Annotated in this window: 18 protein-coding genes; 17 read left to right on the plus strand and 1 reads right to left on the minus strand. The window is 54.1% G+C overall.

Annotation, left to right across the window (positions count from 1 at the left end; all coding sequences use genetic code 11):
• The first annotated feature begins 78 nt into the window (after positions 1-78).
• The 13 genes from serC to ACLJRH_RS15930 all read left to right on the plus strand — a co-directional run bounded on the left by serC (position 79) and on the right by ACLJRH_RS15930 (position 15,119).
• Positions 79-1,167, plus strand: a complete 1,089-nt coding sequence (gene serC / locus ACLJRH_RS15870) for a 3-phosphoserine/phosphohydroxythreonine transaminase (protein ID WP_001604263.1) — start codon at positions 79-81, stop codon at positions 1,165-1,167.
• Between the two features lie 70 nt (positions 1,168-1,237).
• Positions 1,238-2,521, plus strand: coding sequence for a 3-phosphoshikimate 1-carboxyvinyltransferase (gene aroA, locus ACLJRH_RS15875; RefSeq protein ID WP_023136934.1), 1,284 nt, complete (start codon positions 1,238-1,240; stop codon positions 2,519-2,521).
• Between the two features lie 143 nt (positions 2,522-2,664).
• Positions 2,665-3,426 carry a M48 family metallopeptidase gene (locus ACLJRH_RS15880; protein WP_000792308.1) on the plus strand — a complete coding sequence of 254 codons (762 nt, stop codon included), beginning with the start codon at positions 2,665-2,667 and terminating at the stop codon, positions 3,424-3,426.
• Positions 3,427-3,598: 172 nt separating this feature from the next.
• Positions 3,599-4,282, plus strand: a complete 684-nt coding sequence (gene cmk / locus ACLJRH_RS15885) for a (d)CMP kinase (protein ID WP_000125007.1) — start codon at positions 3,599-3,601, stop codon at positions 4,280-4,282.
• 113 nt (positions 4,283-4,395) lie between these two features.
• Positions 4,396-6,069, plus strand: coding sequence for a 30S ribosomal protein S1 (rpsA, locus tag ACLJRH_RS15890; protein ID WP_000140324.1), 1,674 nt, complete (start codon positions 4,396-4,398; stop codon positions 6,067-6,069).
• A 155-nt stretch (positions 6,070-6,224) separates the two neighbouring features.
• The gene (gene ihfB / locus ACLJRH_RS15895; protein ID WP_000167332.1) at positions 6,225-6,509 is read left to right on the plus strand and encodes an integration host factor subunit beta; all 285 of its coding nucleotides are present in this window, start codon (positions 6,225-6,227) and stop codon (positions 6,507-6,509) included.
• 229 nt (positions 6,510-6,738) lie between these two features.
• Positions 6,739-9,003: a ComEC family protein gene (locus ACLJRH_RS15900; protein WP_023136933.1), complete on the plus strand. Its 2,265-nt coding sequence runs from the start codon at positions 6,739-6,741 to the stop codon at positions 9,001-9,003.
• Positions 9,004-9,039: 36 nt separating this feature from the next.
• Positions 9,040-10,788 (plus strand): lipid A ABC transporter ATP-binding protein/permease MsbA, encoded by a 1,749-nt coding sequence (msbA, locus tag ACLJRH_RS15905; RefSeq protein WP_000551246.1) that lies wholly within the window; start codon positions 9,040-9,042, stop codon positions 10,786-10,788.
• Positions 10,785-11,762 carry a tetraacyldisaccharide 4'-kinase gene (lpxK, locus tag ACLJRH_RS15910; RefSeq protein ID WP_001528775.1) on the plus strand — a complete coding sequence of 326 codons (978 nt, stop codon included), beginning with the start codon at positions 10,785-10,787 and terminating at the stop codon, positions 11,760-11,762. The genes msbA and lpxK overlap by 4 nt, the downstream gene beginning before the upstream one ends.
• 43 nt (positions 11,763-11,805) lie before the next feature.
• Positions 11,806-13,038 (plus strand): winged helix-turn-helix domain-containing protein, encoded by a 1,233-nt coding sequence (locus ACLJRH_RS15915; protein WP_023136932.1) that lies wholly within the window; start codon positions 11,806-11,808, stop codon positions 13,036-13,038.
• A gap of 51 nt (positions 13,039-13,089) precedes the next feature.
• Positions 13,090-13,272 carry a protein YcaR gene (ycaR, locus tag ACLJRH_RS15920; RefSeq protein ID WP_000350056.1) on the plus strand — a complete coding sequence of 61 codons (183 nt, stop codon included), beginning with the start codon at positions 13,090-13,092 and terminating at the stop codon, positions 13,270-13,272.
• Positions 13,269-14,015, plus strand: a complete 747-nt coding sequence (kdsB, locus tag ACLJRH_RS15925) for a 3-deoxy-manno-octulosonate cytidylyltransferase (protein WP_000011576.1) — start codon at positions 13,269-13,271, stop codon at positions 14,013-14,015. The genes ycaR and kdsB overlap by 4 nt, the downstream gene beginning before the upstream one ends.
• Positions 14,016-14,225: 210 nt before the next feature.
• Positions 14,226-15,119, plus strand: a complete 894-nt coding sequence (locus ACLJRH_RS15930) for a YcbJ family phosphotransferase (RefSeq protein WP_023136931.1) — start codon at positions 14,226-14,228, stop codon at positions 15,117-15,119.
• Here the strand turns inward: ACLJRH_RS15930 and elyC are convergent.
• A complete protein-coding gene (gene elyC / locus ACLJRH_RS15935) occupies positions 15,099-15,875 on the minus strand; it encodes an envelope biogenesis factor ElyC (RefSeq protein ID WP_000899550.1) in 777 nt (258 codons plus the stop codon). The genes ACLJRH_RS15930 and elyC overlap by 21 nt on opposite strands.
• A 135-nt stretch (positions 15,876-16,010) precedes the next feature.
• Between elyC and cmoM the strand changes: the two genes are divergently transcribed.
• The 4 genes from cmoM to mukB are packed head-to-tail and all read left to right on the plus strand — an operon-like array spanning position 16,011 to position 23,280.
• Positions 16,011-16,814, plus strand: coding sequence for a tRNA uridine 5-oxyacetic acid(34) methyltransferase CmoM (cmoM, locus tag ACLJRH_RS15940; RefSeq protein WP_001154025.1), 804 nt, complete (start codon positions 16,011-16,013; stop codon positions 16,812-16,814).
• Entirely contained in the window at positions 16,807-18,129 is a 1,323-nt protein-coding gene (gene mukF / locus ACLJRH_RS15945; protein WP_001288828.1) for a chromosome partition protein MukF, read from the plus strand. The genes cmoM and mukF overlap by 8 nt, the downstream gene beginning before the upstream one ends.
• Positions 18,110-18,814: a chromosome partition protein MukE gene (gene mukE / locus ACLJRH_RS15950; RefSeq protein ID WP_000060027.1), complete on the plus strand. Its 705-nt coding sequence runs from the start codon at positions 18,110-18,112 to the stop codon at positions 18,812-18,814. The genes mukF and mukE overlap by 20 nt, the downstream gene beginning before the upstream one ends.
• Positions 18,814-23,280 carry a chromosome partition protein MukB gene (gene mukB, locus ACLJRH_RS15955; RefSeq protein ID WP_023136930.1) on the plus strand — a complete coding sequence of 1,489 codons (4,467 nt, stop codon included), beginning with the start codon at positions 18,814-18,816 and terminating at the stop codon, positions 23,278-23,280. Before mukE ends, mukB begins: the two co-directional genes overlap by 1 nt.
• Positions 23,281-23,289: the final 9 nt, after the last annotated feature.

Below are 23,289 nucleotides of genomic sequence, written 5' to 3' on the forward strand. Positions count from 1 at the left end.
TGATAAAACCGATATTCACATGAATAACGTTTGCCTGATGTCTGTCAGGCAGGAAACAATGCAGCGTGGTGAGGGGAAATGGCTCAGGTCTTTAATTTTAGTTCAGGTCCGGCGATGCTACCGGCGGAAGTACTTAAACTGGCGCAACAGGAACTGCGTGACTGGCACGGTCTTGGTACGTCGGTAATGGAAATTAGCCATCGAGGCAAAGAGTTTATCCAGGTCGCTGAAGAGGCGGAGCAGGATTTTCGCGATCTCCTTAATATCCCCTCCAACTATAAAGTCTTATTTTGTCACGGCGGCGGTCGCGGGCAGTTTGCTGGCGTGCCGCTCAATCTGCTGGGCGATAAAACCACGGCGGATTATGTCGATGCTGGTTACTGGGCGGCGAGCGCCATCAAAGAAGCCAAAAAATACTGTGCGCCGCAGATTATCGACGCCAAAATCACCGTTGACGGCAAACGTGCCGTAAAACCGATGCGCGAGTGGCAGCTTTCCGATAACGCCGCTTATTTACACTATTGCCCGAATGAGACCATTGACGGCATCGCCATCGATGAAATGCCGGATTTTGGCCCGGAGGTGGTCGTCACGGCGGACTTTTCTTCTACCATCCTGTCTGCGCCGCTGGATGTCTCTCGCTATGGCGTAATTTATGCTGGCGCGCAGAAGAATATCGGTCCGGCAGGACTGACGCTGGTTATCGTCCGGGAAGATCTGTTAGGCAAGGCGCATGAGAGCTGCCCGTCCATTCTCGACTACACCGTCCTGAATGATAACGACTCGATGTTTAATACGCCGCCGACTTTCGCCTGGTATCTTTCCGGCCTGGTGTTCAAATGGTTGAAAGCGCAGGGCGGCGTGGCGGCGATGCACAAAATCAATCAGCAAAAAGCGGAGTTGCTGTACGGTGTGATTGATAACAGCGATTTCTACCGTAACGATGTCGCACAGGCCAACCGTTCGCGGATGAACGTTCCGTTCCAGTTAGCGGACAATGCGCTGGACAAGGTCTTTCTGGAAGAGTCTTTCGCCGCCGGTCTGCACGCCTTAAAAGGGCACCGTGTTGTTGGCGGTATGCGCGCCTCTATCTATAACGCCATGCCGATTGAAGGGGTGAAAGCGCTGACCGATTTCATGATCGATTTTGAGCGTCGCCACGGCTAATACGTTTCTTTTTTCATCCCCACGGCCAGTCTGTGGGGTTTTTATTTCTGTTTTTTGAGAGTTGAGTTTCATGGAATCCCTGACGTTACAACCTATCGCGCGGGTCGATGGCGCCATTAATTTACCTGGCTCCAAAAGTGTTTCAAACCGTGCTTTGCTCCTGGCGGCTTTAGCTTGTGGTAAAACCGTTCTGACGAATCTGCTGGATAGCGATGACGTCCGCCATATGCTCAATGCCCTGAGCGCGTTGGGGATCAATTACACCCTTTCTGCCGATCGCACCCGCTGTGATATCACGGGTAATGGCGGCCCATTACGCGCGTCAGGCGCTCTGGAACTGTTTCTCGGTAATGCCGGAACCGCGATGCGTCCGTTAGCGGCAGCGCTATGTCTGGGGCAAAATGAGATAGTGTTAACCGGCGAACCGCGTATGAAAGAGCGTCCGATAGGCCATCTGGTCGATTCGCTGCGTCAGGGTGGGGCGAATATTGATTACCTGGAGCAGGAAAACTATCCGCCCCTGCGTCTGCGCGGCGGTTTTACCGGCGGCGACATTGAGGTTGATGGTAGCGTTTCCAGCCAGTTCCTGACCGCTCTGCTGATGACGGCGCCGCTGGCGCCTGAAGACACAACTATTCGCGTTAAAGGCGAACTGGTATCAAAACCTTACATCGATATCACGCTAAATTTAATGAAAACCTTTGGCGTGGAGATAGCGAACCATCACTACCAACAATTTGTCGTGAAGGGCGGTCAACAGTATCACTCTCCGGGTCGCTATCTGGTCGAGGGCGATGCCTCGTCAGCGTCCTATTTTCTCGCCGCCGGGGCGATAAAAGGCGGCACGGTAAAAGTGACCGGGATTGGCCGCAAAAGTATGCAGGGCGATATTCGTTTTGCCGATGTGCTGGAGAAAATGGGCGCGACCATTACCTGGGGCGATGATTTTATTGCCTGCACGCGCGGCGAATTGCACGCCATAGATATGGATATGAACCATATTCCGGATGCGGCGATGACGATTGCCACCACGGCGCTGTTTGCGAAAGGAACCACGACGTTGCGCAATATTTATAACTGGCGAGTGAAAGAAACCGATCGCCTGTTCGCGATGGCGACCGAGCTACGTAAAGTGGGCGCTGAAGTCGAAGAAGGGCACGACTATATTCGTATCACGCCGCCGGCGAAGCTCCATCACGCGGATATTGGCACGTACAACGACCACCGTATGGCGATGTGCTTCTCACTGGTCGCACTGTCCGATACGCCAGTCACGATCCTGGACCCGAAATGTACCGCAAAAACGTTCCCTGATTATTTTGAACAACTGGCGCGGATGAGTACGCCTGCCTAATCCTTCTGTTGTGCCAGTCGACAGGCTGGCGCATCGAGGTCCGCATTCGCACTATTTTTACAATTATGACTAATGCTAATTTGTTGATGATTTAACACATTGATTTATGTGTTTTTTATAATAGTTATCAACGGAAGATTAGTATGAAAAATAAATCATTATTACTGGCGGTGGCGATTTCCGCTACGCTACTGGCAGGATGTAAAAATGGCGTGAATGGCAATTTAATCGCCAGTTCCGGCATGTCAGCCTACAAAGCCGCCACACTGTCCGATGCGGATGTTAAGGCATTATCTAATAATGCCTGTAAACAAATGGACAGCGAGAATCAACTGGCAGGTACGAAAAGCAAATACACCAAACGTCTGAGCAAAATCGCCAAAGCGCTGGGTAACAACATTGACGGTACGCCGGTTAGCTATAAAGTCTATATGACCAGCGATATCAACGCATGGGCGATGGCGAACGGTTGCGTTCGCGTATACTCCGGCCTGATGGATCTGATGACCGATAATGAAATTGAAGGCGTACTGGGCCATGAACTGGGCCATGTCTCTTTAGGGCACTCCCGCAAGGCAATGCAGACCGCCTATGCCACGCTGGCGGCTCGCGATGCGATTTCCGCCACCAGCGGTGTCGCAGCGCAGCTTTCCCAGTCTCAATTGGGCGATCTGGCGGAAGGCGTCATCAATTCGGCGTTTTCTCGCAGTCAGGAGTCGGATGCGGATGACTTCTCTTACGATCTGCTGAAAAAACGTGGGATTAACACCCAGGGCTTAGTCACGGCATTCGAAAAATTCGCCACAATGGACGCAGGTCATGCAAAATCATTGATGGACTCCCACCCGGCTTCAGCCGATCGCGCGCAGCATATGCGCGACAGAATTGCCGAAGATAAAAAGTAAATCATTGTCATCTTTCGGGCTGGTTTCTCGCCGGCCCGCTATAATTGCGCAATTATTCCGCATCTGATTACAGACAAAACTGGTTTTTGCACGCAACGTTAACGGTCGCGAGCGTTGGCGCGTATAATGCGCGGCGTTTACGTTAACGGTACGCCTGTTTAAGGAGATAAAGATGACGGCAATTGCCCCGGTAATAACCATTGATGGCCCAAGCGGTGCAGGTAAAGGCACCTTGTGCAAAGCAATGGCGGAAGCATTGCAATGGCATCTGCTGGATTCCGGCGCGATATACCGCGTACTGGCGCTGGCGGCATTGCATCACCATGTCGATCTCGCCTCTGAAGATGCGCTGGTGCCGCTGGCGTCCCATCTGGACGTGCGTTTCGTCTCAACGGACGGCAACCTGGAAGTTATCCTGGAAGGCGAGGACGTTAGCGGCGAAATCCGTACGCAGGAAGTCGCGAACGCGGCATCCCAGGTGGCGGCATTCCCACGCGTGCGTGAAGCGCTTCTTCGCCGCCAACGTGCATTCCGCGAAGCGCCTGGTTTAATCGCCGATGGACGCGATATGGGGACCGTGGTCTTCCCGGATGCGCCGGTAAAAATTTTCCTTGACGCCTCCTCGGAGGAACGTGCGCATCGACGTATGCTACAGTTGCAGGAGAATGGCTTTAGTGTTAACTTTGAACGCCTTTTGGCCGAGATCAAGGAACGCGACGATCGCGATCGTAATCGCGCTGTAGCGCCGTTAGTTCCTGCTGCTGATGCATTAGTTTTGGATTCTACCCGATTAAGCATTGAGCAAGTGATTGAAAAAGCGTTACAATATGCGCGCCAAAAATTGGCTCTCGCTTAAATGCGACCGAATTTGTAGTACCCCCGTTGCAAAGGATTGACAGCGGGTATGTTAAACAACCCCATCCGGCACGGAGCCAGGTGGACGTTAAATATGAAACCTGAAGATTAAACATGACTGAATCTTTTGCTCAACTCTTTGAAGAATCCTTAAAAGAAATCGAAACCCGCCCGGGTTCCATCGTTCGTGGTGTTGTTGTTGCTATCGACAAAGACGTAGTACTGGTTGACGCCGGTCTGAAATCTGAGTCTGCCATTCCGGCTGAGCAGTTCAAAAACGCCCAGGGCGAACTGGAAATCCAGGTTGGTGACGAAGTTGACGTTGCTCTGGATGCAGTAGAAGACGGCTTCGGTGAAACTCTGCTCTCTCGTGAGAAAGCTAAACGTCACGAAGCATGGATCACGCTGGAAAAAGCTTACGAAGATGCTGAAACTGTTACCGGTGTTATCAACGGCAAAGTTAAGGGTGGCTTCACTGTTGAGCTGAACGGTATTCGCGCGTTCCTGCCAGGTTCTCTGGTAGACGTTCGTCCGGTGCGTGACACTCTGCACCTGGAAGGCAAAGAGCTTGAATTCAAAGTAATCAAGCTGGACCAGAAACGTAACAACGTTGTGGTTTCTCGTCGTGCCGTTATCGAATCCGAAAACAGCGCAGAACGCGATCAGCTGCTGGAAAACCTGCAGGAAGGCATGGAAGTTAAAGGTATCGTTAAGAACCTCACTGACTACGGTGCATTCGTTGATCTGGGCGGCGTTGACGGCCTGCTGCACATCACTGATATGGCCTGGAAACGCGTTAAGCATCCGAGCGAAATCGTGAACGTTGGCGACGAAATCAACGTGAAAGTGCTGAAATTCGACCGCGAGCGTACCCGTGTATCCCTGGGCCTGAAACAGCTGGGCGAAGATCCGTGGGTTGCTATCGCTAAACGTTATCCGGAAGGTACCAAACTGACCGGTCGCGTGACCAACCTGACCGACTACGGCTGCTTCGTTGAAATCGAAGAAGGCGTTGAAGGCCTGGTTCACGTTTCCGAAATGGACTGGACCAACAAAAACATCCACCCGTCCAAAGTGGTTAACGTTGGCGACGTAGTGGAAGTGATGGTTCTGGATATCGACGAAGAACGTCGTCGTATCTCCTTGGGTCTGAAGCAGTGCAAATCTAACCCGTGGCAGCAGTTCGCAGAAACCCACAACAAGGGCGACCGCGTTGAAGGTAAAATCAAGTCTATCACTGACTTCGGTATCTTCATCGGCCTGGACGGCGGCATCGACGGCCTGGTTCACCTGTCTGACATCTCCTGGAACGTTGCAGGCGAAGAAGCAGTTCGTGAATACAAAAAAGGCGACGAAATCGCTGCAGTTGTTCTGCAGGTTGACGCAGAACGTGAACGTATCTCCCTGGGCGTTAAACAGCTCGCAGAAGATCCGTTCAACAACTGGGTTGCTCTGAACAAGAAAGGCGCTATCGTAACCGGTAAAGTCACTGCAGTTGACGCGAAAGGCGCAACCGTAGAACTGGCTGACGGCGTTGAAGGTTACCTGCGTGCTTCTGAAGCATCCCGTGACCGCGTTGAAGATGCGACTCTGGTTCTGAGCGTTGGCGACGACGTTGAAGCTAAATTCACCGGCGTTGATCGTAAAAACCGCGCAATCAGCCTGTCTGTTCGTGCGAAAGACGAAGCTGACGAGAAAGATGCCATCGCAACTGTTAACAAACAGGAAGATGCAAACTTCTCTAACAACGCAATGGCTGAAGCATTCAAAGCAGCTAAAGGCGAGTAATCCTCTGAAACTTCGGGCCTTTTAGTCCGAAGTATAACGAGATTACTTGACAGATTGCAGGTTTCGGCCTGTAATCAAGCACTAAGGGCGGCTACGGCCGCCCTTAATCAATCTCACGGCTGCAGCCAATTTGCCTTTAAGGAACCGGAGGAATCATGACCAAGTCAGAATTGATTGAAAGACTTGCAACCCAGCAATCTCACATTCCCGCTAAGGCGGTTGAAGATGCGGTAAAAGAGATGCTGGAGCATATGGCCTCGACTCTTGCGCAGGGCGAGCGTATTGAAATCCGCGGTTTCGGCAGTTTTTCTTTGCATTACCGCGCGCCTCGTACCGGACGTAACCCCAAGACCGGCGATAAAGTGGAACTGGAAGGAAAATACGTTCCTCACTTTAAACCGGGTAAAGAACTGCGCGATCGCGCCAATATTTACGGTTAAGTTTTAACGCAAAACTTGAACCCGAAAAAAGCACCTCCAGGGTGCTTTTTTCATTTATACGCCGTCAGGCGCAAACGCTATTCGACCGAAAACTGGAAAACGTTTCGCATTTTTTGCTGCGTCTTACATTTATCAGGTAAAAAACCTGGAATCCGCGCCGTATAGCACAAAATCTCCCCCGGACAATGGCGTCCTGAACCTGCACACTTTCCCGCACAGGGAGGTGTCTATGAAGATAACGACGGTCAGCGTATGCGTAGTATGCGGCATACTTCCGCTCATGATATTGCCAGTATTACCTGACACGTGGATTCTCGCGGTGCTGTTTTGTCTGGCATGTTTGCTTTGCCTCATACCCCATCACTATGCGCGCTACGCGGCATTAACCTTGCTCTTTTTCATGTGGGGGATATTTGCCGCCAGGCAGGCCATCTGGGCGGGAAACGTCCTGCCCGCCGCGACGCAGGAGGCGACAGTCGTCATTACTGCCACCGATCATATGACCACTCATTATGGGCGAATCACCCATTTGCGCGGAAAGCCGCTCTTTCCTGCTGTAGGGATTGTCCTGCATGGCCAGTACTTACCCACGGAAGTGTGTGCCGGGCAACAGTGGGCGATGACGCTGAAGGTCAGAGCGGTACACGGACAGCTTAACGAAGGCGGTTTTGATAGCCAACGTTACGCGCTGGCGCAGCACCAACCATTGACCGGGCGTTTTCTACAGGCTAAAGCGATTAACCCTGAGTGTAGCTTGCGTGGGCGCTATCTTGCTTCGCTTCGCGCTACGCTTGCGCCTTATCCGTGGCAACAGGTTATTCTGGCGTTGGGAATGGGGGAGCGGGGAGAGGTGTCGCAGGAGGTGAAGGCCGTTATGCGCGATACGGGGACTGCCCATTTGATGGCGATTTCCGGCCTGCATATCGCTTTTGCCGCGTTATTGGCTGCCGGATTAATCCGTGGCGGACAATTCTTTTTGCCGGTCAGATGGATTCGTTGGCAGACGCCATTGCTGGGCGGCATTCTTTGCGCGATATGTTATGCCTGGCTTACCGGCTTACAACCGCCTGCGCTGCGCACGGTGGCGGCACTGAGCGTCTGGGGAGGATTAAAATTAAGCGGACGACAGTGGAGCGGCTGGCAAGTCTGGTGTTGCTGTCTGGCCGCGATTATTTTCGCCGATCCTGTGGCGGTTATATCACAAAGTCTTTGGCTGTCAGCATTTGCGGTTGCCGGCCTGTTATTCTGGTATCAGTGGTTTCCTGTGCCAAACGGAAATTTTCCACGAGGCTTACGCTGGTTGCTTAACCTGCTTCACCTACAGGCAGGCATTACACTTCTGCTTTTGCCTCTCCAGGTGGCGCTTTTTCATGGCATAAGCGTTACCGCAATGCTGGCGAATCTTTTTGCCGTACCCTGGGTCACATTTGTGACGGTTCCGCTCATCCTGGCGGGAATGATTCTGCATTTAACCGGGCCATTTTTTCTTGAAGAGTGGGTATGGTACCTGACCGATCGCGCGTTAGCCGCGCTATTTTACCTGTTGAATGCTTTACCGCAGGGCTGGGTGAATATTGATAACCGTTGGCAGTGGCTGACGTTTTTGCCCTGGCTAACACTTATCGCGTGGCGATTAAACGTCTGGCGTACCTGGCCGGCGGTCTGTTTATGCGGGTTATTGTTGATGAGCTGGCCACTCTGGCGGCCAATAAACGCCAGCGGATGGCAGGTGCATATGCTGGATGTCGGTCAGGGGCTGGCGATAGCGATCGTCAGGGGCGATAAAGTAATACTCTACGATACCGGTCGGGCATGGCCGGAGGGCGACAGCGGGCAACAGGTTATTATTCCCTGGTTGCGCTGGCATAATCTGACGCCGGAGGGCGTTATTTTGAGTCATGAGCATCTGGATCATCGGGGTGGGCTGCGTTCGCTACAGCGGATCTGGCCGTCAATGTGGATTCGCAGCCCGTTAGGCTGGCAGGGACATTTGCCCTGTTTTCGCGGCGAGCAGTGGCAATGGCAGGGGCTAACGTTTCAGGCGCACTGGCCGTTACGCGAAAGTGCCGATCGAGGAAATAACCGCTCCTGTGTGGTCAAAGTGGATGACGGCGTACATAGCATCCTGCTTACGGGCGATATTGAAGCGGGCGCTGAACAAAAAATGCTAAGTCGTTACTGGCGACATCTTGCGGCGACGTTTATCCAGGTGCCGCATCATGGTAGTAATACGTCGTCGTCGCTACCATTTATTCAGCGCGTACATGGTGAAGCGGCGCTGGCGTCCGCATCGCGCTATAACGCATGGCGGCTGCCGTCCCGCAAGGTAAAACAGCGCTACCGACAACAGGCGTATCTGTGGTTTGATACACCCCACCAGGGGCAAATTTCGCTGCGGTTTTCTCCGCAGGGCTGGCGCATACAAGGCTTGCGGGATCAAATTTTACCTCGCTGGTATCATCAGTGGTTTGGCGTGTCCGAGGATAACGGGTAGAATATGCGGCTATTTCAACAAATGCTGGTTTTTTGAATGCATAACGATAAAGATCTCTCTACGTGGCAGACCTTCCGCCGACTGTGGCCAACCATAGCGCCTTTTAAAGCAGGTCTGATCGTGGCGGGCATAGCGTTAATTCTCAACGCAGCCAGCGATACCTTCATGCTATCGCTCCTCAAGCCATTACTGGATGATGGTTTCGGTAAAACGGATCGCTCAGTGTTGCTGTGGATGCCGCTGGTGGTTATTGGGCTGATGATATTACGAGGCATCACTAGCTATATCTCCAGCTACTGTATTTCATGGGTGTCAGGCAAGGTGGTAATGACCATGCGCCGTCGCCTGTTTGGCCATATGATGGGAATGCCCGTCGCCTTCTTTGATAAACAGTCTACCGGTACGCTGCTGTCGCGTATTACATACGATTCAGAACAGGTTGCCTCTTCTTCATCTGGCGCGCTGATTACCGTGGTGCGTGAAGGGGCATCGATCATCGGATTGTTTATCATGATGTTCTATTACAGCTGGCAGCTGTCGATCATCTTGGTTGTTTTAGCGCCGATTGTGTCGATTGCGATTCGCGTTGTCTCAAAGCGGTTCCGCAGCATCAGTAAAAATATGCAGAACACGATGGGACAAGTGACTACCAGCGCTGAACAAATGCTGAAAGGACACAAAGAGGTACTGATTTTCGGCGGTCAGGAAGTCGAAACTAAACGCTTTGATAAAGTCAGCAATAAGATGCGACTGCAAGGCATGAAAATGGTCTCTGCCTCGTCAATTTCCGATCCTATCATTCAGCTCATTGCCTCGCTGGCGCTGGCGTTTGTTCTCTATGCTGCGAGCTTCCCAAGTGTAATGGATAGCCTGACGGCTGGGACCATCACCGTGGTGTTCTCCTCCATGATCGCGCTGATGCGTCCATTAAAATCGCTGACAAACGTTAACGCGCAGTTCCAGCGTGGGATGGCAGCTTGTCAGACGTTGTTTGCGATTCTGGACAGCGAACAGGAGAAAGATGAAGGTAAACGTGTCATTGACCGCGCGACCGGCGATCTCGAATTCCGCAATGTGACGTTTACTTACCCGGGCCGTGAAGTGCCGGCATTGCGTAACATCAATTTGAAAATTCCTGCCGGGAAAACCGTGGCGCTGGTGGGGCGTTCCGGATCGGGTAAATCAACTATCGCCAGTCTGATCACCCGTTTCTACGATATTGATGAAGGACACATCCTGATGGATGGTCACGATCTACGCGAATACACTCTGGCCTCTCTACGTAATCAGGTGGCGCTGGTTTCGCAAAACGTGCATCTGTTTAACGATACGGTCGCCAATAACATTGCTTATGCCCGGACGGAAGAATATAGCCGCGAGCAGATTGAAGAGGCGGCGCGCATGGCCTATGCCATGGACTTTATCAACAAGATGGATAATGGCCTGGATACCATCATCGGCGAAAACGGCGTACTGCTTTCCGGCGGTCAACGCCAGCGTATCGCGATTGCCCGCGCCTTACTGCGCGACAGCCCGATTTTGATCCTTGATGAAGCTACGTCCGCGCTGGATACCGAATCTGAACGTGCGATTCAGGCAGCGTTGGATGAGCTGCAGAAAAACCGTACCTCTCTGGTGATTGCGCATCGTCTCTCCACCATCGAACAGGCGGATGAGATCGTTGTGGTCGAAGACGGCATTATCGTTGAGCGCGGCACTCATAGCGAGCTGCTGGCACAACACGGCGTTTACGCCCAGCTACATAAGATGCAATTTGGCCAATGATAGCGCGTATCTGGTCTGGTGAATCCCCGCTATGGCGGTTACTGCTGCCGCTCTCCTGGCTGTATGGCCTGGTGAGCGGGGCGATTCGTCTGAGCTATAAGCTTGGTTTTAAACGCGCCTGGCGAGCGCCGGTACCGGTGGTTGTGGTAGGGAATCTTACGGCTGGCGGTAACGGTAAAACACCCGTAGTCATTTGGCTGGTGGAAAAGCTGCAACAGCGTGGCGTGCGCGTGGGGGTCGTTTCCCGCGGCTACGGCGGCAAAGCTGCCGCTTATCCGCTGCTCCTGACGCCGGAGACGACAACCGCAGAAGCGGGAGATGAACCGGTATTGATTTATCAACGGACCGGCGCGCCTGTCGCGGTGGCGCCTGAACGCGCCGCGGCGGTGAAAGCGATTCTGGCGGCGCATAATGTGCAGATTATTATCACCGACGATGGGTTGCAGCATTACCGACTAGCGCGAGATATTGAAATTGTGGTGATTGACGGCGTGCGCCGTTTTGGCAACGGCTGGTGGCTTCCTGCCGGTCCTATGCGCGAACGCGCCAGTCGCCTGAAAACCGTGGATGCCGCTATCGTGAATGGCGGCGTCGCCCGGGCGGGCGAAATCCCCATGCAGCTAACGCCTGGACTGGCGGTGAACTTACGTACGGGAGCGCGTTGCGATGTGGCGCAACTGAGCAATATTGTGGCGATGGCGGGCATCGGTCATCCGCCGCGATTTTTCGCGACGCTGGAAGCCTGTGGCGCGCATCCGCAAAAGTGTGTCCCGCTGGCCGATCATCAAACGCTCGCCCCTGCTGACGTTCAGGCGTTGGTCGGTGAAGGGCAGACCCTGGTAATGACGGAAAAAGACGCGGTGAAATGCCGTGCTTTTGCCGAAGATAACTGGTGGTTCTTACCGGTTGATGCGCGTTTGTCCGGTGAGCAGCCTGATAAGTTGCTTCAACATATCACCTCGCTGGTTCGCTAGCGTACCCCAATGCAGCGGCAGTGATGAATTTATGGAGCCATGAATGTCATTGCCGTACCTTTCTCTTTCCCAGGCCCGGTGTCTTCACCTTGCTGCGCAGGGGCTATTGAAAAAGCCGCGCCGTAACGCGATGCCTGGCGATGTTCTTGCCGCCATCTCACGCATGGCGTTGTTGCAAATTGATACCATCAATGTTGTCGCACGTAGCCCCTATCTGGTGCTGTTTAGCCGTCTCGGTTCGTACCCGCAGGCCTGGCTGGATGAGGCGCTGCGACGCGGCGAGTTAATCGAATACTGGGCGCATGAGGCCTGTTTCTTACCACGCCGCGACTTTAAACTTATCCGCCATCGTATGCTGTCGCCGGAAAAGATGGGCTGGAAATATCGCGCGGCATGGATGCATGAGCACGCGGAAGAAATAGAACAGCTAGTGCGGCATATTCAGGAGCACGGTCCGGTGCGTTCTGCCGATTTTGAACATGCGCGGAAAGGCGTCAGCGGCTGGTGGGAATGGAAACCACATAAACGCCACCTTGAGGGTTTATTTACCGCCGGAAAAGTCATGGTTGTTGAGCGGCGTAATTTTCAACGTGTATATGATTTAACGCCCCGTGTGATGCCGCACTGGGATGATGGACGCGATGGACTGTCACAGTCGCAGGCGGAAAGCCTGATGCTGGATAATAGCGCGCGCAGTCTGGGGATTTTCCGTGAACAGTGGCTGGCGGATTACTACCGCCTGAAACGTCCTGACCTGAAGGGATGGCGGGAGAGCCGGGCGGAACAGCAGCAGATTATTCCGGTCGAGGTGGAAACGTTGGGGCGGATGTGGCTTCATGCCGATCTTCTTTCGCAGCTTGAACCGGCGCTAAATAACGCCTTAAAAGCGACCCATAGCGCAGTACTGTCGCCTTTCGATCCTGTGGTATGGGATCGCAAGCGGGCAGCGCAGCTCTTCGGATTTAACTATCGGCTGGAATGTTATACGCCTGCGGCGAAGCGCCAGTACGGTTATTTTGTGCTGCCGCTATTATACCAGGGCCGTTTAGTCGGGCGAATGGACGCCAAAATGCACCGTAAAACGGGGGGACTTGAGGTTATCTCGCTGTATCTGGAGGACGATATTCGTCCTGGCGTTAATCTGCAAAAAGGAATCTGGCAGGCGATTAGCGCGTTTGCTGCCTGGCAACGGGCATCGCGCGTGACGCTGGGACAATGTCCGCCAGGCCTGTTTAGCGCCATGCGTCATGGCTGGGAAATAGACCCTGCACCATAACCGATTATGTTAATATTGAAGGATTCACAATCCGGTCCATCTGGAGGAACTATGGATCATCGTCTGCTTGAAATCATCGCCTGCCCGGTATGTAACGGCAAACTCTGGTATAACCAGGAAAAGCAAGAATTAATTTGCAAACTGGATAATCTCGCTTTCCCGTTACGCGACGGCATTCCTGTATTGCTGGAAAATGAAGCTCGCTCCCTGACATCTGATGAGAGTAAATCATGAGTTTCGTCGTCATCATTCCGGCCCGTTTTTCATCTACCCGACTGCCAGGCAAACCATTAGTGGATATTAATGGTAAGCCCATGATTGTTCATGTCCTGGAGCGGGCGCGCGAATCTGGCGCGGAACGCATTATTGTCGCCACCGATCATGAAGACGTGGCTCGTGCGGTAGAAGCGGCTGGCGGCGAAGTGTGCATGACGCGCGCCGATCACCAGTCCGGCACCGAACGATTGGCGGAAGTGGTAGAGAAGTGCGGGTTCAGCGACGATACTGTTATTGTGAACGTTCAGGGCGATGAGCCGATGATCCCGGCGGTTATTATTCGCCAGGTCGCGGAAAATCTGGCGCAGCGCCAGGTTGGCATGGCGACGCTGGCGGTGCCGATTCACAGCGCCGAAGAAGCGTTTAACCCGAATGCGGTAAAAGTCGTGCTGGATGCTGAAGGCTATGCGCTTTACTTTTCCCGGGCGACGATTCCCTGGGATCGCGATCGCTTTGCAAAAAGTCTGGAAACGGTAGGGGATACTTGCCTTCGTCACCTGGGCATTTATGGCTATCGCGCGGGATTTATCCGCCGTTACGTGAGCTGGCAACCCAGCCCGCTGGAACATATTGAAATGCTGGAGCAACTCCGTGTGCTGTGGTACGGCGAAAAAATTCATGTCGCCGTCGCCAAAGCGGTGCCCGGCACGGGCGTAGACACCGCCGACGACCTGGAGCGCGTGCGCGCTGAAATGCGTTAACATGATCCTGTTCATGATCGTCTTAGACGGTCATGAACAGCGCGGTATGATAGCGCAAAGATGAATACTCACGTTTGCTCATCAGTGGCGGTTTTCTCGTACCGTTACGATTTTCCTCATTTTTCTTTTCTTCCCTTGATCTGATACGGGTGACATCTGTCCATACGACGCTCATTATTAAAGCAGTAGCACTAATGGGGGTAATCTGGAATGGAACAGTTGCGGGCCGAACTCAGTCATTTGTTGGGTGAAAAACTTAGCCGTATAGAGTGCGTGAATGAGAAAGCGGATTCCGCATTGTGGTCATTATATGACAGCCAGGGAAATCCGATGCCGCTGATGGCGCGAAGCTTTACTACTCCCGGCGTTGCGCAGCAACTGGCATGGAAAACCTCAATGCTGGCGCGTAGCGGTACGGTGAGGATGCCGGTAATCTATGGCGTATTGACGCATGAAGAGCATCCTGGTCCGGATGTGCTGCTACTGGAACGACTGCGCGGTGTGCCGGTCGAGGCGCCGGCGCGCACTCCGGAACGCTGGGAACAGCTAAAAGATCAGATTGTCGAAGGGCTGTTAGCCTGGCATCGGCAGGATAGCCGCGGTTGCGTGGGCGCCGTAGACCATACTCAGGAGAATATCTGGCCTTCCTGGTATCGTCAGCGTGTGGAGGTGCTGTGGACGACGCTAAATCAGTTCAGCAATACCGGCCTGACGATGCAGGACAAACGCATTCTGTTTCGTACCAGAGAATGTCTTCCTTCGTTATTTGAAGGGTTTAACGACAACTGCGTACTGGTGCATGGCAACTTCTGCCTGCGCAGTATGCTTAAAGACGCCCGTAGCGATCAGCTTCTGGCGATGGTCGGCCCCGGGCTGATGCTGTGGGCGCCGAGAGAGTTCGAACTGTTTCGCCTGATGGATAATCCATTGGCGGAGGGATTGCTTTGGCATTATCTGCAACGCGCGCCAGTGGCGGAGTCCTTCATCTGGCGGCGTTGGCTCTATGTGCTGTGGGACGAGGTTGCGCAATTGGTCAATACCGGAAGTTTTAACCGTACCAATTTTGATCTGGCGGCGAAATCATTACTCCCCTGGCTTGCCTGATATGCCTTTCAGCCACTGCCAAAGTCGCCCTAATGTTTCATACCCAGCGCGATCGCTGTGCATCAGCCAGACCGGGGACGGAATTGCCCGCTCCCAGGGATTGAGCGGCGAATCGATCGCCAACTGATTCGCCGGTGCGGGAAGCGGATTCAGCCCGGCATGCTGAAAGAAAATCATCGCACGCGGCAAATGCGAGGCGGAGGTTACCAACAGGAAAGGGGCGTCGCCGATGGCCTGCTTAACGGCGGCGGCTTCTTCTTCCGTATCTTTTGGCTTATCCAGCGTAATAATATCGTTACGCGGTACGCCCAGCGACTGCGCCACCCGCGCACCGACTTCCGCCGTGCTTACCGTATTGGTTTTTGCTACGCCGCCGGTAAAAATCAGCTTTGCTCCCGGATTCGCACGCCACAGCCGAATGCCTTCCGCCAGCCGCGGTAAGCTATTGTTAATTAAATTGGAGCTCGGCGCCCACTGCGGGTTCCAGGTATAGCCGCCGCCGAGAACCACAATATATTCCACCTTTTGCGGACCCTGCCAGGTAGGGTAGCGGTTTTCTATCGGACGCAGCAGATGGTCAGAAACGGGTTGCAGGCTTAATAGCAATAGCGCCAGCCAACCTACGCTGATAAATACTTTTCCGGTTTTCTGAAAGCGGCTAAACCAGAGCAGCGCCAGGCCGACGCCAATGATCAGCAACATCAGCGGAAGCGGCAATAACATACCGCCAATCACTTTCTTTAGCGTAAAAAGCATCCTTTTTGGTTCCTTTTTTAACCATATAGCGGAGGATTAACGGTGATATTACACCAGACAGGTTCATTCTCGCCGCGGCTGTGACAAAATAGCGGTTTTATCAGATAACGCCTAAGCCAGCCTGTGGAGAGTCCGATGCAGGATCGCAATTTTGATGACATTGCTGAAAAGTTTTCCCGTAACATTTACGGCACGACCAAAGGACAACTACGGCAAGCCATTCTGTGGCAAGACCTGGATCGCGTGCTGGAGGAGATTGGCGGGCGAAAACTGCGGGTACTGGATGCCGGCGGCGGCGAAGGGCAAACGGCGATTAAGATGGCGGAACGCGGCCATCAGGTGACGTTATGCGATCTGTCTGGCGAAATGATCGCCCGCGCGCGGCAGGCGGCCGAGGCAAAAGGTGTGAGCAAAGACATGCATTTTATACAATGCCCGGCTCAGGACGTCGCTTCGCATTTGGAAAGCCCGGTTGATCTGATATTGTTTCATGCTGTGCTGGAGTGGGTAGCCGATCCTGTCGGCGTATTAGAAACGCTCTGGTCAGTATTGCGCCCTGGCGGCGCACTGTCGTTGATGTTCTATAACGCTAACGGTTTGCTGATGCACAATATGGTGGCGGGTAATTTTGACTACGTGCAGGCGGGGATGCCTAAACGCAAGAAGCGCACGCTGTCGCCTGACTACCCGCGCGATCCCGCGCAGGTGTACCAGTGGCTGGAGGCGATTGGCTGGCAGATTACCGGTAAAACCGGCGTGCGTGTGTTTCATGATTATCTGCGTGAAAAACACCAGCAGCGTGACTGTTATGAGACCCTGGTCGAACTGGAAACGCGTTATTGCCGCCAGGAGCCGTATATTAGCCTTGGGCGCTACATTCATGTCACCGCGATTAAAAGCCCGGCGCTAGCCGCAGATGCAAGGATAACCTATGAGTGAATTTTCCCAGACAGTCCCCGAACTGGTTGCCTGGGCCAGAAAAAACGACTTTTCCATCTCGCTGCCGGTAGACAGACTTTCCTTTCTGCTGGCGGTCGCCACGTTGAACGGCGAACGCCTTGACGGCGAGATGAGTGAAGGTGAGCTGGTGGATGCATTCCGCCATGTGAGTGATGCGTTTGAGCAAACCAGCGAAACCATCGGCGTGCGCGCTAATAACGCGATTAACGATATGGTGCGTCAACGTCTGCTGAACCGCTTTACCAGCGAGCAGGCGGAAGGCAATGCGATTTACCGATTAACCCCGCTCGGGATTGGCATCACCGATTACTACATTCGTCAACGCGAATTCTCTACGCTGCGTCTTTCTATGCAGTTGTCGATTGTGGCCGGCGAATTGAAGCGCGCGGCGGATGCGGCAGCGGAGGGTGGCGATGAGTTCCACTGGCATCGCAACGTTTACGCGCCATTGAAATATTCGGTGGCGGAGATTTTCGACAGTATCGATCTGACCCAGCGCATCATGGATGAACAGCAGCAGCAGGTGAAAGACGATATCGCACAACTGCTGAATAAAGACTGGCGGGCGGCGATTTCCAGCTGTGAACTGCTGCTTTCCGAAACGTCTGGTACGCTGCGCGAGTTGCAGGATACGCTGGAGGCGGCGGGCGATAAGCTGCAGGCTAACCTGCTGCGCATTCAGGATGCCACGATGACGCACGATGATCTGCATTTTGTCGACAGGCTGGTGTTTGACTTACAAAGTAAACTTGACCGCATTATCAGTTGGGGTCAGCAGTCTATTGATTTATGGATCGGCTACGATCGTCACGTGCATAAATTTATCCGTACCGCGATCGATATGGATAAAAACCGTGTCTTCGCCCAGCGGTTGCGCCAGTCCGTACAGACTTATTTTGACGATCCGTGGGCGCTAACCTACGCGAATGCCGATCGTCTGCTGGATATGCGCGATGAAGAGATGGCGTTGCGTGACGATGAAGTCACCGGGGAGTTGCCGCCGGATCTGGAATATGAAGAGTTTAACGAGATCCGCGAGCAGTTAGCGGCCATCATTGAAGAACAGCTGGCTATCTACAAAACCAGACAAACGCCACTGGATCTTGGGCTGGTGGTGCGCGAGTATCTGGCGCAATACCCGCGCGCGCGTCATTTCGACGTGGCGCGTATTGTTATCGATCAAGCGGTACGTCTTGGCGTAGCGCAAGCAGATTTCACCGGACTGCCAGCCAAATGGCAGCCGATTAATGATTACGGAGCCAAGGTACAGGCGCATGTCATTGACAAATATTGAACAAGTGATGCCGGTTAAGCTGGCGCAGGCGCTGGCGAATCCGTTATTTCCGGCGCTGGATAGCGCATTACGTTCGGGCCGCCACATCGGGCTGGACGAACTGGATAATCATGCCTTTCTGATGGATTTTCAGGAATACCTGGAAGAGTTTTACGCGCGTTATAACGTGGAACTGATTCGCGCGCCGGAGGGGTTCTTCTACCTGCGTCCGCGTTCTACCACGCTTATCCCGCGCTCGGTGTTATCCGAACTGGATATGATGGTCGGTAAAATTCTCTGCTACCTCTATCTTAGCCCGGAGCGTCTGGCCAACGAAGGGATCTTTACTCAGCAGGAGTTGTACGACGAGCTGCTTACCCTTGCGGACGAAGCCAAACTGCTAAAGCTGGTGAATAACCGCTCGACGGGATCTGACGTTGATCGTCAGAAACTGCAGGAAAAGGTGCGTTCTTCTTTAAACCGCCTGCGTCGTTTGGGCATGGTATGGTTTATGGGCCACGATAGCAGCAAATTCCGCATTACCGAATCGGTCTTCCGCTTTGGCGCGGATGTCCGCACCGGCGACGATCCTCGCGAGGCGCAGCGTCGTCTCATCCGCGACGGGGAAGCGATGCCCATTGAAAACCATCTGCAACTTAATGATGAGACCGAAGAGAGTCAGCCGGACAGTGGAGAGGAAGAATAATGATTGAACGCGGTAAATTTCGCTCGCTAACGCTGATTAACTGGAACGGTTTTTTTGCCCGCACTTTTGACCTGGATGAACTGGTCACGACGTTATCCGGAGGCAACGGCGCCGGGAAATCCACGACGATGGCGGCGTTCGTCACGGCGCTGATCCCGGATCTTACATTACTGCACTTTCGTAACACCACGGAAGCCGGCGCCACCAGCGGTTCGCGCGATAAAGGTCTGCACGGTAAGCTGAAGGCGGGCGTCTGTTACTCCATGCTCGACACCATTAATTCCCGCCATCAGCGGGTGGTGGTCGGCGTGCGTCTGCAGCAGGTCGCTGGGCGCGATCGCAAAGTGGACATCAAACCGTTCGCTATCCAGGGGCTGCCGATGTCGGTACAGCCGACACAACTGGTGACGGAGACATTAAACGAACGTCAGGCGCGCGTACTGTCGCTTGCTGAGTTGAAAGACAAGCTTGACGAGATGGAAGGCGTGCAGTTTAAGCAGTTTAACTCCATCACCGATTATCATTCGCTGATGTTTGACTTAGGGATTATCGCCCGTCGTCTGCGCTCCGCTTCCGATCGTAGTAAATTCTATCGTTTGATAGAGGCCTCGCTGTACGGCGGGATCTCCAGCGCCATTACCCGATCGCTACGCGATTATTTATTGCCGGAAAACAGCGGCGTGCGCAAGGCGTTCCAGGATATGGAAGCGGCGCTGCGCGAGAACCGACTCACGCTGGAAGCGATTCGTGTTACCCAATCCGATCGCGATCTGTTTAAGCATTTGATCAGCGAAGCCACCGATTATGTGGCGGCGGATTATATGCGCCACGCCAATGAGCGTCGGGTTCACCTTGATCAGGCGTTGGCGTTTCGACGCGAACTGTACACATCGCGCAAGCAACTGGCGGCAGAGCAGTATAAGCACGTCGATATGGCCCGTGAGTTGGGCGAACATAACGGCGCCGAAGGTTCTCTTGAGGCGGATTACCAGGCGGCGAGCGATCACCTGAATCTGGTGCAAACCGCGCTGCGCCAGCAGGAAAAAATTGAACGCTACGAAGCGGATCTTGAAGAGCTGCAGATTCGACTCGAAGAGCAAAATGAAGTGGTGGCGGAAGCCGCCGAAATGCAGGACGAAAATGAAGCGCGTGCCGAAGCCGCCGAGCTGGAAGTCGATGAACTCAAAAGCCAGCTTGCGGATTACCAGCAGGCGCTGGATGTACAGCAAACGCGCGCGATTCAGTATAACCAGGCGATATCAGCGCTCGCCCGCGCTAAAGAACTTTGCCATCTGCCGGATCTAACGCCGGAAAGCGCCGCCGAATGGCTGGATACTTTCCAGGCAAAAGAGCAGGAAGCTACGGAAAAACTGCTGTCGTTGGAACAAAAAATGAGCGTGGCGCAAACCGCGCACAGTCAGTTTGAGCAGGCTTACCAGCTGGTGGCGGCGATCAACGGCCCGCTGGCACGTAGCGAAGCCTGGGACGTGGCGCGCGAGCTGTTACGGGACGGCGTGAACCAGCGTCATCTGGCGGAACAGGTACAGCCGCTGCGGATGCGCCTGAGCGAACTGGAACAGCGGCTGCGCGAGCAGCAAGAGGCGGAACGTCTGCTGGCTGAGTTCTGTAAGCGACAGGGCAAAAATTTTGATATTGACGAACTGGAAGCGCTGCATCAGGAGCTGGAAGCCCGCATCGCGTCCTTGTCTGATAGCGTATCGACAGCCAGCGAACAGCGTATGGCCTTGCGTCAGGAGCAGGAGCAGCTGCAATCCCGTATCCAGCATCTGATGCAACGCGCTCCTGTCTGGCTGGCGGCGCAAAACAGCCTTAACCAGCTTAGCGAACAGTGTGGCGAGGAGTTTACGTCCAGCCAGGAAGTGACCGAATACCTGCAACAGCTACTGGAGCGTGAGCGCGAAGCCATTGTCGAACGCGACGAAGTGGGCGCGCGTAAAAATGCGGTTGATGAAGAGATCGAACGTTTAAGCCAGCCGGGCGGCGCGGAAGACCAGCGTTTGAATGCGCTGGCGGAGCGTTTTGGCGGGGTACTGCTGTCGGAAATCTACGATGATGTCAGCCTTGAAGATGCGCCGTACTTTTCCGCACTGTATGGCCCGTCGCGCCATGCGATCGTCGTACCGGATTTATCGCAAATAGCCGAACAGCTTGAAGGTCTGACCGACTGCCCGGAAGATCTGTACCTGATCGAAGGCGATCCGCAGTCTTTTGATGACAGCGTATTCAGCGTTGACGAGCTGGAAAAGGCGGTGGTCGTGAAAATTGCCGACCGTCAGTGGCGTTATTCGCGTTTCCCGTCGCTGCCTATTTTTGGCCGTGCGGCGCGCGAGAACCGTATTGAAAGTCTCCATGCGGAACGGGAAGTGCTTTCCGAGCGCTTTGCCACGCTCTCGTTTGACGTTCAGAAAACCCAGCGTTTGCACCAGGCGTTCAGCCGTTTTATCGGCAGCCACCTTTCCGTTGCTTTTGAGGACGATCCGGAAGCGGAAATTCGCCGACTGAACGGGCGTCGCGTCGAGCTGGAGCGCGCGCTGGCGACGCATGAAAGCGACAACCAGCAGCAGCGTATTCAGTTTGAGCAGGCGAAAGAGGGCGTTTCCGCGCTTAACCGTTTGCTGCCGCGGCTGAATTTATTGGCCGATGAAACGCTGGCCGATCGGGTCGATGAAATTCAGGAACGGTTGGATGAGGCGCAGGAAGCGGCGCGATTTGTGCAGCAATATGGCAACCAGTTAGCCAAACTGGAGCCGGTGGTTTCCGTTCTGCAAAGCGATCCGGAACAGTTTGAGCAGTTAAAAGAAGACTATGCATGGTCGCAGCAAATGCAGCGCGACGCGCGCCAGCAGGCTTTTGCGCTGGCTGAAGTCGTCGAACGTCGGGCGCATTTCAGCTATTCCGACTCGGCGGAAATGTTGAGCGGCAACAGCGATCTCAACGAAAAGCTGCGCCAGCGGCTGGAGCAGGCGGAAGCCGAGCGTACCCGCGCCCGCGAAGCGCTGCGCAGCCATGCCGCGCAGTTAAGTCAGTACAGCCAGGTCCTGGCCTCGCTAAAAAGCTCTTACGACACGAAAAAAGAGCTGCTTAACGATTTGCAGCGTGAATTACAGGATATTGGCGTTCGCGCCGACAGCGGGGCGGAAGAACGCGCCCGCCAGCGTCGCGATGAACTGCACGCCCAGTTGAGCAATAACCGTTCGCGTCGCAATCAGCTTGAGAAAGCGCTCACCTTCTGCGAAGCGGAGATGGAGAACCTGACCCGTAAGCTGCGCAAGCTGGAGCGTGATTATCATGAAATGCGCGAGCAGGTCGTGACCGCGAAAGCCGGCTGGTGCGCAGTCATGCGGATGGTGAAAGACAATGGCGTGGAACGCCGTCTGCACCGTCGTGAGCTGGCTTATCTGTCGGCGGATGAACTGCGCTCCATGTCGGATAAGGCGTTGGGCGCGCTGCGACTGGCCGTCGCGGATAACGAACATCTGCGCGACGTATTGCGCCTGTCGGAAGATCCGAAACGCCCGGAACGTAAAATCCAGTTCTTTGTGGCCGTTTACCAGCATCTGCGCGAACGTATTCGTCAGGATATTATTCGTACCGACGATCCGGTTGAAGCCATTGAACAAATGGAGATTGAGCTGAGCCGTCTGACGGAAGAGCTGACATCGCGTGAGCAAAAGCTGGCGATCAGTTCCCGCAGCGTGGCAAACATCATCCGCAAGACTATCCAGCGTGAGCAGAACCGTATTCGTATGCTGAACCAGGGTTTGCAAAGCGTCTCGTTTGGCCAGGTGAATAGCGTGCGGTTAAACGTCAACGTGCGTGAAACGCATGCCACCTTGCTGGATGTGCTTTCAGAACAGCAGGAGCAGCACCAGGATCTGTTTAACAGCAATCGTCTGACCTTCTCTGAAGCGTTGGCGAAACTGTACCAGCGCCTGAATCCGCAGATCGATATGGGGCAACGCACGCCGCAGACCATCGGCGAGGAGCTGCTGGATTACCGTAACTATCTGGAAATGGAAGTTGAAGTTAACCGTGGGTCCGACGGCTGGCTGCGTGCGGAATCCGGCGCGCTATCCACGGGTGAAGCTATCGGGACCGGGATGTCAATTCTGGTGATGGTGGTGCAAAGCTGGGAAGACGAAGCGCGCAGACTGCGCGGGAAAGATATTTCGCCATGTCGCCTGCTGTTCCTCGATGAAGCGGCGCGTCTGGATGCGCGCTCTATCGCCACGCTGTTTGAACTATGCGAACGTTTGCAAATGCAGCTCATCATCGCCGCGCCGGAAAACATCAGTCCGGAGAAGGGCACGACCTATAAGCTGGTGCGTAAAGTGTTTCAGAATACTGAGCATGTTCATGTTGTCGGGCTGCGTGGCTTTGCGCCGCAGCTTCCGGAAACGCTTCCCGGTACGCAGACGGAAGATACGCCTTCAGAAGCGAGTTAAATACGGCAG

Source organism: Salmonella sp. SAL04162 (genome assembly GCF_046551535.1).
Taxonomy (GTDB): Bacteria; Pseudomonadota; Gammaproteobacteria; order Enterobacterales; family Enterobacteriaceae; genus Salmonella; species Salmonella enterica.

Bases quoted from the DNA above. Each gene is read 5' to 3' on its own strand.
- serC (WP_001604263.1), top strand. From the start codon at position 79: ATGGCTCAGGTCTTTAATTTTAGTTCAGGTCCGGCGATGCTACCGGCG.
- aroA (WP_023136934.1), top strand. From the start codon at position 1,238: ATGGAATCCCTGACGTTACAACCTATCGCGCGGGTCGATGGCGCCATT.
- ACLJRH_RS15880 (WP_000792308.1), top strand. From the start codon at position 2,665: ATGAAAAATAAATCATTATTACTGGCGGTGGCGATTTCCGCTACGCTA.
- cmk (WP_000125007.1), top strand. From the start codon at position 3,599: ATGACGGCAATTGCCCCGGTAATAACCATTGATGGCCCAAGCGGTGCA.
- rpsA (WP_000140324.1), top strand. From the start codon at position 4,396: ATGACTGAATCTTTTGCTCAACTCTTTGAAGAATCCTTAAAAGAAATC.
- ihfB (WP_000167332.1), top strand. From the start codon at position 6,225: ATGACCAAGTCAGAATTGATTGAAAGACTTGCAACCCAGCAATCTCAC.
- ACLJRH_RS15900 (WP_023136933.1), top strand. From the start codon at position 6,739: ATGAAGATAACGACGGTCAGCGTATGCGTAGTATGCGGCATACTTCCG.
- msbA (WP_000551246.1), top strand. From the start codon at position 9,040: ATGCATAACGATAAAGATCTCTCTACGTGGCAGACCTTCCGCCGACTG.
- lpxK (WP_001528775.1), top strand. From the start codon at position 10,785: ATGATAGCGCGTATCTGGTCTGGTGAATCCCCGCTATGGCGGTTACTG.
- ACLJRH_RS15915 (WP_023136932.1), top strand. From the start codon at position 11,806: ATGTCATTGCCGTACCTTTCTCTTTCCCAGGCCCGGTGTCTTCACCTT.
- ycaR (WP_000350056.1), top strand. From the start codon at position 13,090: ATGGATCATCGTCTGCTTGAAATCATCGCCTGCCCGGTATGTAACGGC.
- kdsB (WP_000011576.1), top strand. From the start codon at position 13,269: ATGAGTTTCGTCGTCATCATTCCGGCCCGTTTTTCATCTACCCGACTG.
- ACLJRH_RS15930 (WP_023136931.1), top strand. From the start codon at position 14,226: ATGGAACAGTTGCGGGCCGAACTCAGTCATTTGTTGGGTGAAAAACTT.
- elyC (WP_000899550.1), bottom strand. From the start codon at position 15,875: ATGCTTTTTACGCTAAAGAAAGTGATTGGCGGTATGTTATTGCCGCTT.
- cmoM (WP_001154025.1), top strand. From the start codon at position 16,011: ATGCAGGATCGCAATTTTGATGACATTGCTGAAAAGTTTTCCCGTAAC.
- mukF (WP_001288828.1), top strand. From the start codon at position 16,807: ATGAGTGAATTTTCCCAGACAGTCCCCGAACTGGTTGCCTGGGCCAGA.
- mukE (WP_000060027.1), top strand. From the start codon at position 18,110: ATGTCATTGACAAATATTGAACAAGTGATGCCGGTTAAGCTGGCGCAG.
- mukB (WP_023136930.1), top strand. From the start codon at position 18,814: ATGATTGAACGCGGTAAATTTCGCTCGCTAACGCTGATTAACTGGAAC.